The organism is Chitinophaga lutea, assembly GCF_003813775.1.
Classification (GTDB): domain Bacteria; phylum Bacteroidota; class Bacteroidia; order Chitinophagales; family Chitinophagaceae; genus Chitinophaga; species Chitinophaga lutea.
In genome coordinates this window covers 107,666-125,119 of sequence record NZ_RPDH01000003.1, presented here as the reverse complement: position 1 = coordinate 125,119, position 17,454 = coordinate 107,666, and the positions used below count along the sequence as shown (strand labels likewise).

Annotated in this window: 13 protein-coding genes; 1 reads left to right on the top strand and 12 read right to left on the bottom strand. The window is 56.4% G+C overall.

What is annotated here, in order from left to right:
• Window position 1: 1 nt before the first annotated feature.
• The 6 genes from EGT74_RS27280 to EGT74_RS23565 all read right to left on the bottom strand — a co-directional run bounded on the left by EGT74_RS27280 (window position 2) and on the right by EGT74_RS23565 (window position 6,145).
• Complete coding sequence (locus EGT74_RS27280) at window positions 2–1,291, bottom strand: efflux RND transporter permease subunit (protein ID WP_123849082.1); 1,290 nt, start codon at window positions 1,289–1,291, stop codon at window positions 2–4.
• 127 nt (window positions 1,292–1,418) lie between these two features.
• Entirely contained in the window at window positions 1,419–1,796 is a 378-nt protein-coding gene (locus EGT74_RS23585; protein WP_123849081.1) for an HYC_CC_PP family protein, read from the bottom strand.
• A 115-nt stretch (window positions 1,797–1,911) separates the two neighbouring features.
• The gene (locus EGT74_RS23580) at window positions 1,912–2,124 is read right to left on the bottom strand and encodes a heavy-metal-associated domain-containing protein (RefSeq protein ID WP_123849080.1); all 213 of its coding nucleotides are present in this window, start codon (window positions 2,122–2,124) and stop codon (window positions 1,912–1,914) included.
• Window positions 2,125–2,215: 91 nt separating this feature from the next.
• Complete coding sequence (locus tag EGT74_RS23575) at window positions 2,216–3,232, bottom strand: iron-sulfur cluster-binding domain-containing protein (protein ID WP_123849079.1); 1,017 nt, start codon at window positions 3,230–3,232, stop codon at window positions 2,216–2,218.
• 4 nt (window positions 3,233–3,236) lie between these two features.
• Window positions 3,237–5,492 carry a heavy metal translocating P-type ATPase gene (locus EGT74_RS23570; RefSeq protein WP_123849078.1) on the bottom strand — a complete coding sequence of 752 codons (2,256 nt, stop codon included), beginning with the start codon at window positions 5,490–5,492 and terminating at the stop codon, window positions 3,237–3,239.
• Between the two features lie 77 nt (window positions 5,493–5,569).
• Entirely contained in the window at window positions 5,570–6,145 is a 576-nt protein-coding gene (locus tag EGT74_RS23565; RefSeq protein WP_123849077.1) for an AraC family transcriptional regulator, read from the bottom strand.
• Between the two features lie 159 nt (window positions 6,146–6,304).
• Here EGT74_RS23565 and EGT74_RS23560 point away from each other — a divergent pair, with 159 nt between their 5' ends.
• On the top strand, window positions 6,305–7,315 hold the full coding sequence (locus EGT74_RS23560) for a helix-turn-helix domain-containing protein (RefSeq protein ID WP_158618280.1): 1,011 nt from the start codon (window positions 6,305–6,307) through the stop codon (window positions 7,313–7,315).
• Window positions 7,316–7,372: 57 nt separating this feature from the next.
• On the opposite strand, the gene EGT74_RS23555 is transcribed toward EGT74_RS23560, so the two are convergent.
• From EGT74_RS23555 to EGT74_RS23530, 6 genes are read right to left on the bottom strand one after another with little or no spacing between them, the layout of a single operon-like run.
• On the bottom strand, window positions 7,373–9,355 hold the full coding sequence (locus EGT74_RS23555) for an FAD-dependent oxidoreductase (RefSeq protein WP_123849075.1): 1,983 nt from the start codon (window positions 9,353–9,355) through the stop codon (window positions 7,373–7,375).
• A gap of 28 nt (window positions 9,356–9,383) precedes the next feature.
• Window positions 9,384–10,100, bottom strand: coding sequence for an SGNH/GDSL hydrolase family protein (locus EGT74_RS23550; RefSeq protein ID WP_123849074.1), 717 nt, complete (start codon window positions 10,098–10,100; stop codon window positions 9,384–9,386).
• A gap of 17 nt (window positions 10,101–10,117) precedes the next feature.
• On the bottom strand, window positions 10,118–10,795 hold the full coding sequence (locus tag EGT74_RS23545; RefSeq protein WP_123849073.1) for a DUF4998 domain-containing protein: 678 nt from the start codon (window positions 10,793–10,795) through the stop codon (window positions 10,118–10,120).
• Between the two features lie 21 nt (window positions 10,796–10,816).
• Complete coding sequence (locus EGT74_RS23540; protein WP_123849072.1) at window positions 10,817–12,010, bottom strand: DUF5000 domain-containing lipoprotein; 1,194 nt, start codon at window positions 12,008–12,010, stop codon at window positions 10,817–10,819.
• Between the two features lie 33 nt (window positions 12,011–12,043).
• On the bottom strand, window positions 12,044–13,933 hold the full coding sequence (locus tag EGT74_RS23535; RefSeq protein ID WP_123849071.1) for a RagB/SusD family nutrient uptake outer membrane protein: 1,890 nt from the start codon (window positions 13,931–13,933) through the stop codon (window positions 12,044–12,046).
• 23 nt (window positions 13,934–13,956) lie between these two features.
• Window positions 13,957–17,307 carry a TonB-dependent receptor gene (locus EGT74_RS23530; protein ID WP_123849070.1) on the bottom strand — a complete coding sequence of 1,117 codons (3,351 nt, stop codon included), beginning with the start codon at window positions 17,305–17,307 and terminating at the stop codon, window positions 13,957–13,959.
• Window positions 17,308–17,454 lie beyond the last annotated feature (147 nt).

Here is a 17,454-nt window from a genome sequence, read left to right as displayed (position 1 = left end):
GTTATTGCGTTTTTTGTTGTTCCTGCCACAGCGCGTAGCGTTCGGCCAGGTGTTTATAAGCGTTTTCGCTCATGATAATCCCGTTGTCGACGATCACCCCGATGGCGAGCGCGATACCGGTGAGCGACATGATATTGGAAGAGATGCCGAAGGCGTTCAGTAAAATGAAGCTGGCGGCGATGGTGATGGGGATCTGGATGATGATGCTCAGTGCGCTGCGCCAGTGAAAGAGGAATACGATCACCACGAGCGACACCACGATCATTTCTTCGATCAGCGTGTTTTTGATGGAAGCCACCGATTCCCTGATCAGCTCGCCGCGATCGTACACGATATCGAACTTCACGCCTTCCGGCAGGCCTTTGGACACTTCCTTCATACGTTCTTTCACTTTGGTGATCACCGCGTCGGCATTTTCGCCGTACCGCATCACCACGATACCGCCCACGCGTTCGCCTTTACCGTCCTGGTCGAAGATGCCGAGGCGCGTTTCGCCCGTCATCTGCACGGTGGCCACGTCGGCCACCCGTACGGGAATGCTGTTCTGGTTGGCCACGGGGATGTTGGCGATCTCTTCGGTGGATTTTAAATACCCGGATGTTTTGATGATATACCCGATATCGCTCAGTTCGAATTTCCGGCCGCCCGACTCGTTGTTGTTCGTGCGGATGGCATTGATGACCTGCGGTACGGTGAGGCGGTAATAGAGCAGTTTATTCGGGTCGACCGTGATCTGGTATTGTTTCTGGAACCCGCCGAAGGAAGCGATCTCGCTCACGCCCGGCACGTTCTGGAGGGCGAATTTGATGTACCAGTCCTGCAGGGCCCGCTGCTCGCCGAGGTCCATCTGCGGCGCATCGAGCGTATACCAGAGGATGTGGCCCACGCCGGTGCCGTCGGGGCCCAGTTGCGGCGTAACGCCATCCGGCAGGGTGCTGGATACGGTGCTCAGCCTTTCGAGCACTCTTTCACGGGCCCAGTACACATCCACGTCGTCTTCAAAAATCACGTAGATGAAACTCATGCCGAACATGGAGGAGCCGCGCACGTATTTGATGCGGGGCAGGCCCTGGAGGTTGGTCACCAGCGGGTAGGTCACCTGGTCTTCTATCAGCTGCGGACCGCGGCCCATCCATTCCGTAAATACGATGACCTGGTTTTCGGAAAGGTCGGGGATGGCGTCGATGGGGTTCTTTTTCACCGAATACACGCCCCAGGCGAATAAAGCGGCGCCCATCACCAGCACTATGAACCGGTTGCGCAGCGACCATTCAATCATACGATGTACCATAGTAGTTGTTTTCAGCGGGAGGCATACAGTATAGCACTGCAGTGGCCAGCATATCAATTAGTCAGTGTTGTAAAAAGAGGAATCGGGCGTACGGGGAGAAAAATGTACGCGGTAGAACCGGGGAACGTCAGATACGGAAAATGCAATGCAGGATATTGGGATGCACCTTGCCCTGTGGCGGCGCATGGCTGGCAGGCCGGTGCGCGGCCATCTGCACGGGAGCCGCCGGCGCCATCAGCAACAGCGGCGTAGCCACTTCGGCCTCGGGCAACGTCCAGGCAGCGCTCCCGGCGGCTTGCTGGTCTTTATCCAGCTTGACGGTTTTGTGCTCGCTTTTGCAGCAGCTCCCTGCCGTAGCGGCGCCGCACATCGTGCAATGCCCGTCGGCGCCGGCAGTGAGCTGCACTTCAACGAGGCGGCCCTTGCAATAATGCATGCGGAGGGTGGCGCCCGTGGAGGAGCCCATGTAAAGCGTGAGTAAAACGAGTACCAGGAACTTTTTCATTGCGAAGTAAAGATAGCGGCCCGCCGTGGCGGGATTGTTACATAATTCGGGTATTCTTTTACATTTATCGGAACAGGGGCATCAAAAAAGGGCGGAATGCACCGCCCTTTATTCGTTAAGCAACCTGCTCCGCCTTGTACCCGGCCTTTTCGATGGCCTCTTTGATCTTTTTCCCGTCTGTTTGTTCCGTTGATACGGTGAGTATCTTGTCCGCGCTCTGCAGGTCCACTTCCCAGTTATCTTCCCCCGCCAGTTCGTTCAGCGAAGGGGTTACTTTGGCGATACAGCCGGAACATTTGATGTTCGTCCTGAATTGAATCGTATCCATGATGTTTGAATTTTTTCGTTGATGATGTAAAATTACTTCGATTGTGCCCGGCCGCTGTTATACAATTGGCCATACGTTTTATATAATTTAATTACCCGATCTGCACCGTTACGTCGGGCGTCAGGGGGTAACTCTGGCAGAGCAGCACCATGCCCTGTTCCACCTCGCTGTTCCGCAGGGCGTAATTATTGGCCATGCTCACCCTGCCGGCCGTTACACGGGCCGTACAGGTGCCGCAGGTGCCGTTGTTGCACGAATAAGGCACGGGAACGTGATCGGCAAGGGCGGCGGAAAGGATGGTCTGGCCGGGCTGCACTTCAAGCAGGTTATACTGGTCATAAAAATGCATCAGCACCTCCTGCATCTGCTGCGGCAGTTCCGGCGCGGGCGCATCGGCCTCCGGTTGAAAATACTCCTTGTGAATATGCGCTTCCGGCACACCCAACCCCGACAATACCTCCAGGTGCATTTTCATCAGCGCGGCGGGGCCGCAGATGAAATAATGCGTATTCTCCTGCGGTTGCGGCACGGCGTTTTTGATCAGTTTTTTGACCACCAGTTTGTTGAGGCGGCCGCCGAATCCTTCCGCCGGCTGCGACAAGGCATGATAGGCCTGCACGCCGGAGGTTTCGATGGCCTCGCGGAAAATGATATCGTTTGCCGTCCGGCTGGAATACACCAGTGACAGCTGCGGCTGCGGTGTAAAGCGGCGGATGGCGCGTGCGATGGACCACAGGGGCGTGATGCCGCTCCCTCCCGCCAGCAATACCACGTTCGTTGCGGCATAGGCGTTATCCGAAGGCGTAAACGCGCCGTGGGGACCAGCTACCTGCCATTCCTTGATGTCCGCTGCCTGCTGCACGATGAAGGTGCTCATCAGGCCGCCTGTTACCTGTTTGACGGTAATGGCGGGATGGGCGTCCTCACCCGGACAGGAGCTCAGCGAATACGAACGCGTTACGCGCGCGCCGTTGATGGTGAGGGTGAGATTGATGAACTGGCCGGGCCTGTATGAAAAGGGCGTGCCGCCGGTATCAAAGCGAACGGTCACGGTATCGTGGGTTTCTCTGATAAGGGCGGCGGTACGCCAGGTATATGTATTCGTCATATGATTAAAGGGATGCTGCTTTTAAACGGAGGCTGTTGCCTACCACGCTAACGGAACTGAGGGCCATGGCCGCGCCTGCGATCATCGGGTCGAGCAGGAAGCCGTTAACGGGGAAGAGCACGCCCGCCGCCAGCGGTATGCCGATGATATTGTAAATGAATGCCCAGAACAGGTTCTGTTTGATGGCGCTCACGGTTTTGCGCGAGAGTTTCAGGGCTTTGGGTATGCTGGTGAGATCGGACGTGATGAGCGTCATTTTCGCCACATCCATCGCGATATCGGAACCTTTGCCCATCGCGATGCTTACATCGGCCTGCGCCAGCGCCTGGGAGTCGTTGATGCCGTCTCCCACCATCGCCACCACTTTCCCGGCCTTTTGCAGTTCTTTGACGAACTCGGATTTATAGGCCGGCATTACTTCCGCCTTGTAGGTGGTGATGCCCACCTGTTTGGCGACAGCGGCCGCCGTATGCTGGTTATCGCCGGTAAGCATGTACACCTCGATGCCGCTCTTACGCAGCGCCGCGATGGCAGCGGCCGACGTGGCTTTTATTTTGTCGGCAATGGCGATGATGGCCAGCAGCGTATTGCCTGCCGCAAAATAGATCACGGTTTTAGCCTCTTCCTGCAGGGAACCCGCCTGGTAAGCCAGCTGCGGCGGAATGGCGATCCTGTTGGCATCCATCAGCCGTTTGTTGCCAACATAAAATTCGGTTTTATCATAGCGGCCTTTGATACCCTGACCGGTGATGCTTTCAAAACCCTGCAATGCGGCGGGTTGTACGCCGCCTTCCTTCAGGTGCGTCACCACGGCTTCCGCCAGCGGGTGTTCAGACTGCTGCTCCAGCGCGAGCAATACCCCGGCATATACGGTATCATTGTTCCACACGATATCGGTCACTACCGGTTTGCCTTCCGTGATGGTGCCGGTTTTATCGAGGATCACCGCATTTACTTTATGCGCCTGTTCGAGGCTTTCCGCGTCTTTGATGAGGATATTGTTTTCGGCGCCTTTGCCTACCCCTACCATGATGGCGGTGGGTGTGGCGAGCCCCAGGGCGCAGGGGCAGGCGATCACCAGCACCGTCACCGAAGTGAGCAGGGCGTGGGTGAAGGCATGTTCTCCCCCCAATACCATCCAGGTAATGAAAGTGAGTATCGCAATACCGATCACCACGGGCACGAATATCCCGGCGATCTTGTCCACCAGTTTCTGCACGGGCGCTTTACTTCCCTGCGCTTCCTGCACCATTTTGATGATCTGCGCCAGCAGGGTGTCTGTTCCTACTTTTTCGGCGGTAAACTGGAAGCTGCCTTTCTGGTTGATGGTGCCGGCAAATACGGCGTCCCCGTTCTTTTTGGCTACGGGCACCGGTTCCCCGGTGATCATGCTTTCGTCTACATAAGAGTCGCCGGCAGCCACCACCCCGTCTACCGGGATTTTTTCACCCGGTTTCACCAGCAGGCGGTCGTTCACCTGCACGGCCGAAATGGGCACTTCCTGCAGCTGTCCGTCTGCTTCCACCCGCAGCACTGTTTTAGGCTGCAGGCCGATGAGTTTTTTGATGGCGGAAGAGGTATTGGATTTGGCTTTCTCTTCCAGCAGTTTACCCAGCGAAATAAAAGCGATCACCACGGCGGCGGCTTCGAAGTATACGTGAGCGTGCAGGCCGCGCTGGTGCCAGAATTCAGGGTAAAAAGTGTTGAAAGCACTGAACAGATATGCGATGCCGGTGCTGAGCGCCACCAGGGTGTCCATATTGGCTTTACCGTGGCGGGCCTGCTTCCAGGCGTTCAGGAAAAAGTTGCGGCCGAAGATGAATATCACAGGGGTGGCCAGCGCCATCATGATCCAGTTACCGTAGGGCATGTCCATAAAAAACATCCCGATGATCACGATGGGCAATGAGAGCAGGGACGACCAGATGGTCCGTTGTTTAACCGCCTGGAAGTGTTTGCGCTGCGCTTCCTCTTTGACTTCGTCCTGGTTCTCTTTATCGATCACCAGGTCGTACCCGATGGAGCGCACGGTGTTCTGCAATGCGGCGGGCGTTACGGCGGCGGGGTCGTATTGCACCCATGCCGTCTGGTTGGCGAAGTTGACACCCGCATCCTGCACGCCCGGCGTGTTTTTCAGCATCGATTCCACGCTGACGGCGCAGGCGGCGCAGGTCATTTCCAGAACCGGAAAAGTATCCTTCGCGAGGCCCGTTTTTTTATTCCCGGCAGCCGGTGGCTGCACTGCTATAGCTGATGACATATGATGTAATTTTCAACAAAGCTACGGCAGGTGCGGGGGGCGGGTGTTACACTTTTAAAGGGGAATTGTATATAATTTTACGGTTTCCCGCGGCCGGCCAGCTTCTCCCGGCGGATCTCCTTGAAGTAAGAGGCGTTCAGGCCGGTGATGGACTTGAACTGGCGGCTGAGATGGGCCGTGCTGCTGAAGCCCAGCTTGAAGGCGATGGACGACAATGGTTCGTCCGTATACACCAGCAGCTCCTTCACCTTTTCAATCCGGTATTCCATGAGGTATTTTTCGAGGGTGATGCCTTCCACGGCGGAGAAGGTCTGGCTGACGGTACTGTAGTCCCGGTTGAAATGGTCCACCACCACATCCGAGAACCGGAAGTCGTCGGGAAAATCGTATTCTCCGGAATAGACCTGTTCCACGAGCATCTTCACGTCGCGCACCAACCGGGTGCGTTTGTCTTCCACGAGAGTGAAGCCCAGGGGCTCCAGTTTGCGGGCGATGGCTTCCATATCCGGTGGGGTCAGCGCCGATACGGTCGTCACCTCTCCCAGCCGGATGTCGGTCACCGGTATGTGCAGTTCCTGTAATGCCTCCCGGATGGCGGCAACGCAGCGGTCGCAGACCATTCCTTTTATCTGTATTTTATATTCGCTCACCATAAGGCCTGGCTGTTTGAATGTACAAAGATGGGGCAAACAGGGCGGTATTTGTTACATAATTGGGGGGAAGTTGTACATAATTATGCCGTTTTTCCGGATCCCGACAATTCTTTTCCCGATCCGATACGGGCGGCCGCCCCGTACCGCGTAATTTGCCGTATGAACGGATCAAACGCTGTTCCGATACCTGATTATTTTTATTATTTCCCAAAACCTAACGAACAGCGGACAGTAACGGAAACCAGGCAAAGCGCCATACATTCGGGAAAAGAGGAAACCATCCATGAACTGCATTCGTCAGACGGCATTTTCATCTGGTATGGGAAGGTACAGCTCGCGGAAAAAAAGCGGATGCTGGTGGAATACCCGTCCCCATTCATACACATCAACTTTTCCCTGCGATGCAGCAGCCGGTATACGAGCCATGAAGCGGCGCCTCCCTTTGCCGTCTTTCACCCGCGGGAATACAACATCGTTTGGCTGCCGCCCCGGCAAACCGTGGTGGAATGGCTGCCTGGTGAGGCGGTGGAAACCTTCGAGATCAATATCACGCCGGACTTTTTCCAGCAGCAACTCCCGGAGAGGCATCCTTTCCTGGCCGCCATGCAGCACCATACGGAGCCGGTAACCCTCAGCCCGCAGAACCTGCCCATCACACCCGCCATGCTCCGCATCATTTACGATATGCTGCACTGCAAAATGGAACCGGCGCATAAAAGGGTGTTCCTCAAAGCCAAAACACTGGAACTGATTTCCCTGCAATTGCTGCAGCTGTCTGAAATGCAGGCGCAGCTTATCCCGAACAGCGAAGGCGTCAGGCCGGCGGATGTACAGAAGATGCACCTCGTGCGCGACATCATCCTGCAACACCTGCACAATCCCCATTCGCTGCCCGTGCTGGCCCAGATGGCGGACACCAACGAATGTTACCTGAAGCGCCACTTCAAAAAAATATTCGGCACCACGGTGTACGGTTACATCCAGCAAACCCGCATGGAAAAGGCCAAACACCTGCTGCTGCACGAAAGGAAAAAGGTCAGCGAAGTGGCGCTGCTCTCCGGGTACAGCCATATCAGCCATTTCAGCAAAGCATTCCGGAAACACTTCGGGTGCTCACCGCAGCAGATCAGGCTCGGCCAGCCGGCGCGCGAAGCAGGCCAGGTACTGTAACCGCAATAAAAAAGGCGCCGTTACCGGCGCCCTCTTATTGAATCGGTCTCGTTTCATTTATCTTTTTTCCGGCACGAGCAACACCGCATCGGCAATCACAATCCCGTCCGAATCTGCTCCGGCCGATACTTCCACTGCCGCACCGCTGCCCTTTTTAAGCGGGAAAGTGCCCAGTTTCACCCATTCGCCGGAGGTTTGCCCCACCACTTTCACATCGTCCTTTTTAACCGGTACATTATGCGCTTTCGCGCCCATCCGTACAGTTACCGGTGTTACGGTAGCATTGTCTTTCACGTGCGGGTAATACAGGTAGATGCTGTAATTGCCCGATTTACGGATTTCGGGGCGGAAAGTGGCTTTGGCGTTTTTCTCCGCCGTGAGCATATCGGGGCCGTAACCGCCTTTGCCTTTTTGCGTTTTCCAGGAGCCTTCCAGCACCGGGCCCGCGGTGTTGTCCATCAGGATGTCACCGGTGCGGCCGTCGGCCAGGGGATTGTCGCGCAGCGTATTGATGATGCGCGCGGCATCCACCTCCTGCACGGGCACTCCGGCAGCGATCGCTTCGTGGGCGGCTACGGCCGTGGCCTGCGCCAGCGCCATGAATACGGGCTCCATGCGGATGGAACCGTACGCGATGTGGCTGGCGGATAAACACACCGGCACCAGCAGGTTTTTACAATCTTCCGCTTTCGGTATCAGCGCACGGTACGAAACGGGATACGGCGGAAATCCGCCCACTTCCACGTTGCCTTCGTTCTTCACCATCTTTCTGCCGTCTTTTTCGATCACGATGCGCTCGGTGTTGTGGGAGTCCATCGTGTAAGCGGCCATGCCCACGCCATCGGGCACTACTTCCTTACCGGTGCAGTTGGCCTGCGTCATCACATAGGCGCCCACCATCCGCCGTGCCTCGCGGATGTACAGCTGGGGCGACCAGTTGCCGTTGTTTTTATATTCGTCTTTCGGATATCCCCACTGCCGTATTTCCTGCTGCGCCTCCTGCGGCACGCGCGGGTCGCTGCTGAAGAAATAAAGCAGGCCTTTCGTATAGTCTTCATGCGCCTTGATGATCTCGGCGCGTTTCTGATAATCCGCCTCCGGGTATTCATAATTCATCCCGATCATGTCCGTAGAAAAACCGTTCCGGTTGTTGATATCGGTTTTATTGTTGGGCATGCGGCTCCAGATAAAATAATCGTTCAGTTTCGTTTTGGCCGGCTGCGCCTTGAAAAGCCGCGCCAGCAGCTCATAGCGGGCCGGGTCGTAATTGGCGGGCCGGGTGATGGGCACCCTGTTGGCGGGGTTGTTGGTGAGGCAGATGCGGTAGTTGTAGGCCTGCACCTGTTTGTCGCCGCTGCCCTGCGGTTGCAGTGCGGCAGGACTGATACCCCATAACAGCCCGCTATTCGGGTCGCCGGGCGTTTTGTAAGGGTCCACACCGTCGGGGAACTGGTGGCCGTCCAGCAGCTGCACGCCGTTGTACGTTTCGTTGTACAGGCTGTTCGCTTCCCTGCCTACGGTATAGCTCACACCGGCTTTCGCCATCAGGTCGCCTTCGTAGGTGCAGTCGATGAACATCTTCGCCGTCACCTTTACGGCCACGCCGTTGGCATCCAGCTGGATGCTTTTGATGTAGCCGTTCTCTTTTTGGGCCGATGTGATCCGGTGGTGATAGAGCACCTGCAGTTTGGCGCGCTGCAGGTAATCGGTGAAGAGGCTTTCGGCTACGTGCGGCTCGAATATCCATTGTTCGAACTTGCCGTAGTGCCGGCCGATCTGCCGGTAAAATTCCAGCGACAGCCCGCGGATAGCGTATTTATTCCCGATGTCGGTATATCCCAGCCCGCCGGAAGTAAGGCCGCCCAGGTGCCTGCCCGGTTCGAGCAGCAGCACGGAATGGCCCGCTTTTTTTGCGGTGTAGGCCGCGATCACCCCTGCCGAGGTACCGCCGTAGATACAGATATCCACCTTGTAATCCGCCCGTGCCCCGACAGCCAAACCAAGCACCACCAGGGCGCAGATCAGAAATTTACATTGCATGATGACATTCTTTTTTTCCTATAAACAATTAGGCCGGCTGCAGCAAACGCAGCAACCAGGCCGGATAACTTTCTTTCTGCACGCCGCCGTCGGCCGCCGTGATACTGTCCCCGAAACATACGATGCGGCTTTGCGGCAGGTGATTGTACACGATGTGCTGGTACACCGCCAGCCCGATAAAACGGTAACCGTCGGGCGTGGGATGCACGCCGTCGGTTTTATTCGTGTTGGCTTCGTTCTGTATGAGGGAGTTTTTATCCAGCCCCACTTTCCCGGCTTTATCGAACAACGCCCCGAGGTCGAGGAACGACGTTTTGTGCTCCTCCGCCAGCGCCTTGATGGTGCGGTTCACTTCCGCCCTCCTGCCCGCCGGTCCCTCTGTGCCATAGTGCGCTTTATCGTGCCGGGTAAACAGGTATTCGTCGATAAAGGGGCAGATCGTCATCAGCAACACCTGGCTGTTGACGCCCTTTATTTTTTTGATGAGCGTCGACAGGTTTTCGCGGTACTGCGGCAGCGGGATGTACTTGCGGCTGTTCATGTCGTTGGTGCCGATCATCAGCACGGTCAGGGCGGGTTTGTGGGCCAGGCAATCCCTGTCGATGCGCTTCAGCAGATCGGCGGTGGTATTGCCGCCTACCCCTGCATTGATGACCGTATAATTGTCCGCGGCCATGGCCGGCAGTTTCACTGCTGTGGCCAGTGCGCCTAATATCGACGTGGAGAGGAATGTTCTTCTTTGCACGGTACTGTTGTTTGATGCTACAAATTCACTTTGGCGGTTGCTGCCCTGAAGGTATCAATTGCATTCGGCACGGGCAAGTACAAAGTCTGGAATTCCACGCTGCCGGCCTGCACGGCGCCGGTGATCAGCGTTGTTTTTTCCGTTGCCGGCACGCGGCGCGTTTGTGGCTGACCGGCCGCGTCTTTATACCGCAGGTCCACGCCGGGCGAACGGGGATCGGATTCGTCCCAGTCGAGCTTCGTGTTGCCGCCCGTTATCACCGCGCTTTTCAGGGTGCGGTTCACGAGGTTGCTTTCGTAAAAGCTGCCATATACATCGCCGTTCGCTTCGGCTTTGATGGAGCGGTCGCCCTGTGCGTTGAATGTGTACACTTCAAACACATACGGCCCTTCGCCCATATCGCCGAGCGTGTGGCGAATGGTGTCTACGCCCGTGGTGCGGGTAACGTTGACGTCGGCGGAGTCCGCCCTTCTGTTCCAGTATATCCGGCATTTGACGATGCGCGAATCCGTTTTAAGCAGCCAGGTGAGCTGGGCGCGCTGTTTGCCGGGATTCACCTTGAGGGAATCCGCCTTGCCGGGATAGGTGATCTCACCGCCGGGCGCAAAGTCTTTGTAAGCTTTGTCTGTTTTATCGCAGGCTGCGAGGGCGAAGCCGGCGGCCAGTACGAAACAGATATATCGGATGCATTTCATGTTTGTTCGTTTTAAAATCTGCTACTGTATTTCACCGAAGAAGCTCATTTCCGCCATCCAGCAATAGTCCGCGTTGCCGAAGGTCTGCAGCATGCGGATGCGCAGGTAACGCACGGGCGGCGCACCGGCGGGGATCTTGAACTGGTGGCCGGCCTGGGCGCGGGCCACGTCTTCGTTGGAGTTAACGCCAATGGAAAGGCCGGATACTTTCACCACCTCGCAGTCGGCCAGTTTGGTCCAGCCGGTGTAGCTACCGTCCGGCGCGGGACTGGTGGCGCCCCAGATTTCATACAGCTGCGGGTCGCCGGCGCTGTAGAGGAGCGATTGTTCGTCCACCGCGCCGCGGGGAATTTCGATGAAGCGGCTGAGCCGGGCCGTTACGCCGAGGTCGAAGGTGACCTGGTGTGGCATACCCGAGCCGTTCACGGTGCGGAACCAGGTATCGCTGGAGCCCTGCCCGCCGGTGATCTTATTGTTCCAGAGGTTATGCAGCGCGCCGGCGGCCACGGTGGTGGCGTCAGTTGGCAGCTTCATGGTTTTGAAGAGTTTTTTATCGAGTTGCTGTTCGAAGAGCGGCGTTACTTTTTTCCAGAGCGTGTCCGAATAATTCAGCCAGCGGTCGCGCACATATAGTCCGAACCAGCGTTCCTTGGCATCGAAGCCCCTCACCGAAAACTCGCCCTGTTTCTGCGCGGTGTAATACATGTCGGCCGGAACCGGCGCGTCCTGCTGGTCGCGCGTCAGTACCCCGATCACGATGTTGGCGGAGTCTTCATTTTTGAAGGTCACCGAAATGCCGCCGAAGTCCGCATTAAAATCGAGCGAGTTGAACGCCGCTTCCACGGGGGGCGTGAGGGGTTTCACCTTCACGGGTACCGCGGCCGAGGCCGCTTCCGATTTGCTCACGGAATACAGTTTCACTTCGCGCTCGTCGGTGTTGCCGAAGCCTTCGAGCGTCATGGTGTTGTTGTAAAAGGTGGAGATCACTTCCATTTTGTTGCCCGGCCTTGTTTCATATACCGCTTTCACGTAGAGCAGTTCCGGATCATTGGGGATATCGTACCGCAGCACCACCCTGCCCCGCAGGTTTTCCACGGTCACATTGGAAACCGTGCCGGGTGCTTTCCCGCCTTTGGTGAGCGGCTCCAGTTTTTCTTCCTTACAGCCCATGGCCAGTAAGAAAATACCAAGTATGATGAATGAATATTTGCGCATTGTTGTTTCGTTAATTGGTCAGGTAAAAGATGATCACCAGCCCGGGCTCTGTACCAGCTGGTTGTTTTCAATCAGGTCTTCTTCCTTCACCGGCCACAGGTAATCGCGTTTCCGGAAAGTCTGCGTGTAGAGGTATTTCACCTGGTAATAAGCATCCGCGGTTTTACCGAAGTAGTTCCAGCCGGTGATCGGCTCGTTCATCACACGTTCCGCTTCTTTCCAGCGGCGGAGGTCCCAGAAGCGGGAGCCTTCGAAAGCCAGCTCTATCAGGCGTTCCTGGTGAATGATCTTGCGCAGGCCTTCTTTCGTATTCGGCGCGCCGGCGTTGATGGAAAACTGCGCCCAGGATTCGGCTACGCCTTTCAGCCCCGCACGCGCCCTCACCAGGTCGATCCATTTGAACGTTTCCACGCCGGGCCCCTGCGATTCGTTGAGCGCTTCGGCGTACAGCAGGTACAGGTCGGCCAGGCGCATCAGCGGCCAGGGATAATTCTGCACGGTGATCTCCGTAGCGGACGACACCGTCTGCGGGTTCACGAGTTTCTTCGGCCAGTAACCGGTGATGGAAAAGGCCCAGGCGTGGTTGTTGGCGATCTGCCCGAGCTTCGCTTCCACGTACACGTTATCGGCATCGTTAAAACGGCCCTGCCCGAACCAGCGGCTGCCGTCGAAACCCAAACCGGCGTAATAACGGGTCTCGCGGTTGAAGTTGAGGTTGGCCGTTACATAGTTCGGTTTCAGCCGGAGCGCATCTGCCGTGGTGGCGGTGCGCGTGGCGTAACGGGCGTTGTAGTTCCAGGTTTTGTCTTCCGAAATCGGTACGCCGTTACGGGTATAATATTGTTCCACCACTTTCAGCGGCACCCCGAAAGAGGCCAGCGTGGTGCTTTGTTTGTCGCTGGAATACAGGCGGGGCAAACTCTCCAGCTGCAGCGTGGTGGCGCGGTTGCCGGTACTGGTCCAGATCACTTCGGGATTCCACTTCTCGCACACGGCATTGCGTATGCTCATTTCCGTGATGGTTTCGGGCGAAGCGGGGAAAGGTAAAAAAGCAGGATTAAAATAGTACAGCCGGTGCCCGCCTCTCTCCGCTTCTTCAATAGCGGCCTTGCAGGCTTCCGCCGCCACCGTCCATTTGGCGGGCTCGTACGTGCTGTTGAACAGTTTGACGCCGCCTTTGCCGGTATAGGTAGCATAATCGCCGTTGCCGTTGAACAGCGGGCTGGCGGCGGTTACCAGCAGCTGCGCCTTCACGGCCAGGGCAACGGACTTCGTCACGCGGCCCATCTCCGTCGCTTCGGCCGTGATACGGTCCGGCAGGTCGGCCGCCGCTTCGTCCAGCAGCTGGGCGATATACGCCACGCAGGTATCCACGGGCTCCTGTTTCACTTTCACTTCCGCAGTGGTGCTGGTAATGGGGAGGTTTTTGCGGATAAGGGGAATGGGGCCGTACATCCTGAACAGGTAAAAATGATAAAACGCCTTCAGGAATTTGGCTTCAGCCGCCCAGCGCACTTTTTCATAATCGTCCATATCCGGCACCTTCCCGATGTTGTCGAGGAAAGTATTGCAGTCGCGGATGGCGACGAACATGCCGCGGCCGCCGTTGGCGCCGCCCCAGTAATTGGAGTACGGCTCCACCACATTCTGGAAACCTTTGGCGATCTGCCAGGCGGGCTTCACCAGGTTCACGGTAAATTCATTCGCCCACAATTCATCCCCGCCCAGAAAAGTGGGATAGTTGTAGGCATCGGTATATTTCGGCTGATAGCTGTAAATCGTGAACAGGTATTGTTCGGCGGTATTGCGCATGCGGAAAACATTATCGATGGTGGCGATGTTGTCCGGCACGATATCGAGGTAATGGCAGGAAAACAGGAACGGTCCCAGTAACGCTGCCAGCCATATTTTGATATGTTTCATAACAGTCTCTTTTAAATGCATGATCAGAACGACAATTGTGCGCCCATGTTAATCACCCGCTGTACGGGATATCCCAATCCGTTGCCTCCCATTTCCACGTCCCACAACTTGAACCGGCTCAGCAGCAGCAGGTTGACGCCGCTGAGGTAAAAGCGCGTTTTTTCCACTTTGATCCGGCGGGTGAGCGCTGCTGGCAGCGTGTAACCCAGCTCCAGCGTTTTCAGGCGGATAAAGGCGCCGTTGCGCATGAACCAGGTGCTGGTCTGCGAGTTGTTGCTGATGGGCCGGGTGCTGAGACGCGGCCAGGTGGCGTAGAGGTTCCGGTTGTCTTCAGACCAGTGGCTGTCTGCATACGCTCCCATCAACGCCCTGTTGTTCACGAACGGCGCGGTGGAGTCTGCATCGATCCAGAACGATTCCCGGGCCAGGCCCTGGAAGAAAGCGGAGAGGTCGAAATTCTTATACCCGATGGAGAACCCGAAGCCGTAAACGATTTCCGGCGTAGTGGGGTAACCGATGGGCACTTTGTCGCGGTTGGTGATCTGCCCGTCGCCGTTCACATCGCGGTATTTGATGTCGCCGGCACGGTATTCCCCGAACGATTGCAGCGGCGAATTGGCCACTTCCGCATCATCCGCGAACAAACGCTCGGCGATGAAGCCCCACTGCTTGCTCAGCGGGTAACCTACGCGCGAGAGGTATTTTTCGGTGTAGTCCGGCTCCTCGTACACGTCAAACGAGCTCGTGGCATAGGTGAAGTTGCCGCGCGCCTGTATCCACCAGTTGCGGTTGAAGCTGTGGTTGTAGTCGACCGACAGGTCGAAACCCTTCCCCGTCGCCTCACCGAGGTTGGCCTGGATGTCAGCATTGCTCAGCAGCCCCATGGTAACGGGGATGTAAGCGCGTTTCATCAGGATGTTCTTTCGCCTTTCCTTGTAGATATCGAGCAGGATATTGATCTTATTGAACAGGCTGAGCTCCACGCCCCAGTTGGTTTTCGCGGCGGTTTCCCAGGTGATGTCGTTATTGCCGTAGCGATGGATGAAGATGCCGTCGCGATAGTACGCATAATCGGTGCCGAAGGCAATTCCACGAACAGGGTCTTTCATGTTCACATCAGCCAGGTAAAGGAAACGCGTTTTCGGGTCGCCGATCGCATCGTTGCCCACCAGGCCGTATGTACCGCGGAGCTTCAGGGTGGTCACCACATCCTGGAGCGGTTTGAACCAGGGCTCGTTGGATACGAGCCAGGCGCCGCCTACCGACGGGAAGAAACCGAATCGTTTGTCCGCGTAGAACCTTTCCGTACCGTTGTACCCGAAGTCATATTCGAGGAAATACCGGTTGTCGTATGCGTAGGTCAACCTGCCCGATACACCGATGTTGCGATGCGGCAGCGAGAGCTGCAAAGAGCCGGCGTTGGCGTTCACCTGGTTGTTCATCAGGAACACCACCATGGCGCTCACATTGTGCCGGTCGTTGAACGTGCGGCTGTAGTTGGCCGTGGCCTGGATATACGTGGTGGAATTCACCTCCTTCGGCCCTTCCCCATAGTTCAGGTATTCCGTGCCTGAATTGGGGTTCAGCATGCTGAGGGTATACTGATCGGTATACTTGTCGTAGCTCCCCAGCTGGTACCAGAAAGGATTGTAAAAACGGTTGATGTCGTAATAGGATTTCCGGGTGGTGTTGAACAGTGCATGCAGGTTGAGGCCTTCGGTGATGAAGGAAAGGTTCTGCTTCAGTTCGAACTGCGCCAGCACCACGGAACGGTTGTATTCCTTGTATCCTTTCACCATTTCGGCGTAAGGGTTGATGTAGTTGCCGTCGCCGTAGTTGCCGAACATGATGTGTTTGACATAAGCGTGTTCGTCATCCACCGGGTAATAGGCGGGAAACAGCACGGGGTTGGACTGTATCACTTTTTTATACATCTCCGTGCCGCTGCTCACCGGGCCGTTGTAATCATCGAAGGTGCCCGACAGGCGGATGCCTACTTCCGTGGTTTTCGTCAGGTTGATGTTGACGTTGGAGCGCATGGAGTAGGTCTTGAGCTTGATGTTGTTGTTGAAGTTGTTGCGCTTGTCCACTTTCAGCATCCCGTTATCCTGGTTCATGGTGGCCGCCAGGTAATACCGCGCCACCTTGCCGCCGCCGCTCACGTTGAAGTTCACGCGCTGGTTCATCGTATAGTCCTTGAACAGCTCTCTGCGCCAGTCGGTAGCCGGATAGGCGTACGGATTGGTGCCGGCGACGGTGTTGTCGATTTTCGATTCGGGGTAAGGCAGCACGCCCAGCGGGTCGCGCGTGAGCACCGCTTCGTTGCCCAGCCGCATATACGTCACCGGGTCGGCGAGTTCCACGTTTTTGGTGGGGGCCGACATGGAATTTTCCAGGCGGACCGACACGCGGGCTTTGCCTTCCACCCCTTCCTTGGTGGTGATGAGGATCACGCCGTTGGCGCCGCGCGCGCCGTACAGCGCGGTGGAGGTTGCGTCCTTGAGGATGGAGAAACTTGCGATATCGTCTACCTGCATGCGCGACAGTTCCGTGGTGCTCACTTCGATGCCGTCGATGAGGATGAGGGGATCTTTTTTGTATCCGAAAGTGGTGACGCCGCGGATGAAGAAGTCCGCATTATCCGCGCCCGGCTCACCGCTCCGCTGATAGGCGATTACGCCCGCCAGCCTGCCCGCCAGTGCCGTGGTCAGGTTGCTGGAAGGAACTTTCAGTTCTTTGGGGTTGATGGTGGTCACCGCGCCCACCACTTCTTTTTTCTTCTGTTTGCCGAAGCCCACGATCACCGTTTCTTCCAGCTGGTTGGAGGCCACGGCCAGCTGCACGTTGATCACGTCGCGGCCGTTCACCGGTATTTCCTGTTTATCGTACCCGATCATGCTGTAGATGAGGGTGGTGGCGTTGGCCGGTAGGTCGAGCACGTACTTGCCGCTGAGATCGGTAGTGGTGCCTATGCTCGGCGCTTCCTTCACGGCGATGGTGACGCCCGGCAGCGGTGAGCCCGTGGTATCGGTAACCGTACCGCGCACGTCTTTCCTGACCGTCACCTCCTTTTCTTCTTTGGCGGTGATGGCGATGAGGTTGCCTTCCAGCAGCCGGTATTCCAGGTTGGCCATCGGCAGCACGGTTTCCAGCACTTTGAACACCGACTCGTCTTTTACGGAGAGGTCTATTTTTTTATCGATGCGCACTTTCCGTTCGCTGAAGATAAAGTGGTATTTCGTTTGCGCTTCGATCATCAGCAGCACCTTCCGCAGGTCGGCGGACTGCAGGTCGAGCGACACCTTATCCTGCGACCGGACCGCCGCTGATACATGCAGAAAAGACAGGAGCAGTAAGAAAAAGGTTAGTTTCATAATCACGATGGCCTTTATTAGCGCACGCGGCGGACTGTAAGCATGCGCTAAATGCTTTTTTTTCATAACTTACGTAGAATTAGTTGTTAAGAATCGGGCACAGCCATCCCACTACAGAGACTGTACCCATTGGAAACTAATGACGGG

What these genes read in the sequence shown, in the direction of transcription:
- EGT74_RS23580 (WP_123849080.1), bottom strand. Translation starts at nt 2,124, where the DNA reads ATGGATACGATTCAATTCAGGACGAACATCAAATGTTCCGGCTGTATC.
- EGT74_RS23555 (WP_123849075.1), bottom strand. Translation starts at nt 9,355, where the DNA reads ATGCAATGTAAATTTCTGATCTGCGCCCTGGTGGTGCTTGGTTTGGCT.
- EGT74_RS23570 (WP_123849078.1), bottom strand. Translation starts at nt 5,492, where the DNA reads ATGTCATCAGCTATAGCAGTGCAGCCACCGGCTGCCGGGAATAAAAAA.
- EGT74_RS23575 (WP_123849079.1), bottom strand. Translation starts at nt 3,232, where the DNA reads ATGACGAATACATATACCTGGCGTACCGCCGCCCTTATCAGAGAAACC.
- EGT74_RS23540 (WP_123849072.1), bottom strand. Translation starts at nt 12,010, where the DNA reads ATGCGCAAATATTCATTCATCATACTTGGTATTTTCTTACTGGCCATG.
- EGT74_RS23565 (WP_123849077.1), bottom strand. Translation starts at nt 6,145, where the DNA reads ATGGTGAGCGAATATAAAATACAGATAAAAGGAATGGTCTGCGACCGC.
- EGT74_RS23585 (WP_123849081.1), bottom strand. Translation starts at nt 1,796, where the DNA reads ATGAAAAAGTTCCTGGTACTCGTTTTACTCACGCTTTACATGGGCTCC.
- EGT74_RS27280 (WP_123849082.1), bottom strand. Translation starts at nt 1,291, where the DNA reads ATGGTACATCGTATGATTGAATGGTCGCTGCGCAACCGGTTCATAGTG.
- EGT74_RS23535 (WP_123849071.1), bottom strand. Translation starts at nt 13,933, where the DNA reads ATGAAACATATCAAAATATGGCTGGCAGCGTTACTGGGACCGTTCCTG.
- EGT74_RS23560 (WP_158618280.1), top strand. Translation starts at nt 6,305, where the DNA reads ATGAACGGATCAAACGCTGTTCCGATACCTGATTATTTTTATTATTTC.
- EGT74_RS23545 (WP_123849073.1), bottom strand. Translation starts at nt 10,795, where the DNA reads ATGAAATGCATCCGATATATCTGTTTCGTACTGGCCGCCGGCTTCGCC.
- EGT74_RS23530 (WP_123849070.1), bottom strand. Translation starts at nt 17,307, where the DNA reads ATGAAACTAACCTTTTTCTTACTGCTCCTGTCTTTTCTGCATGTATCA.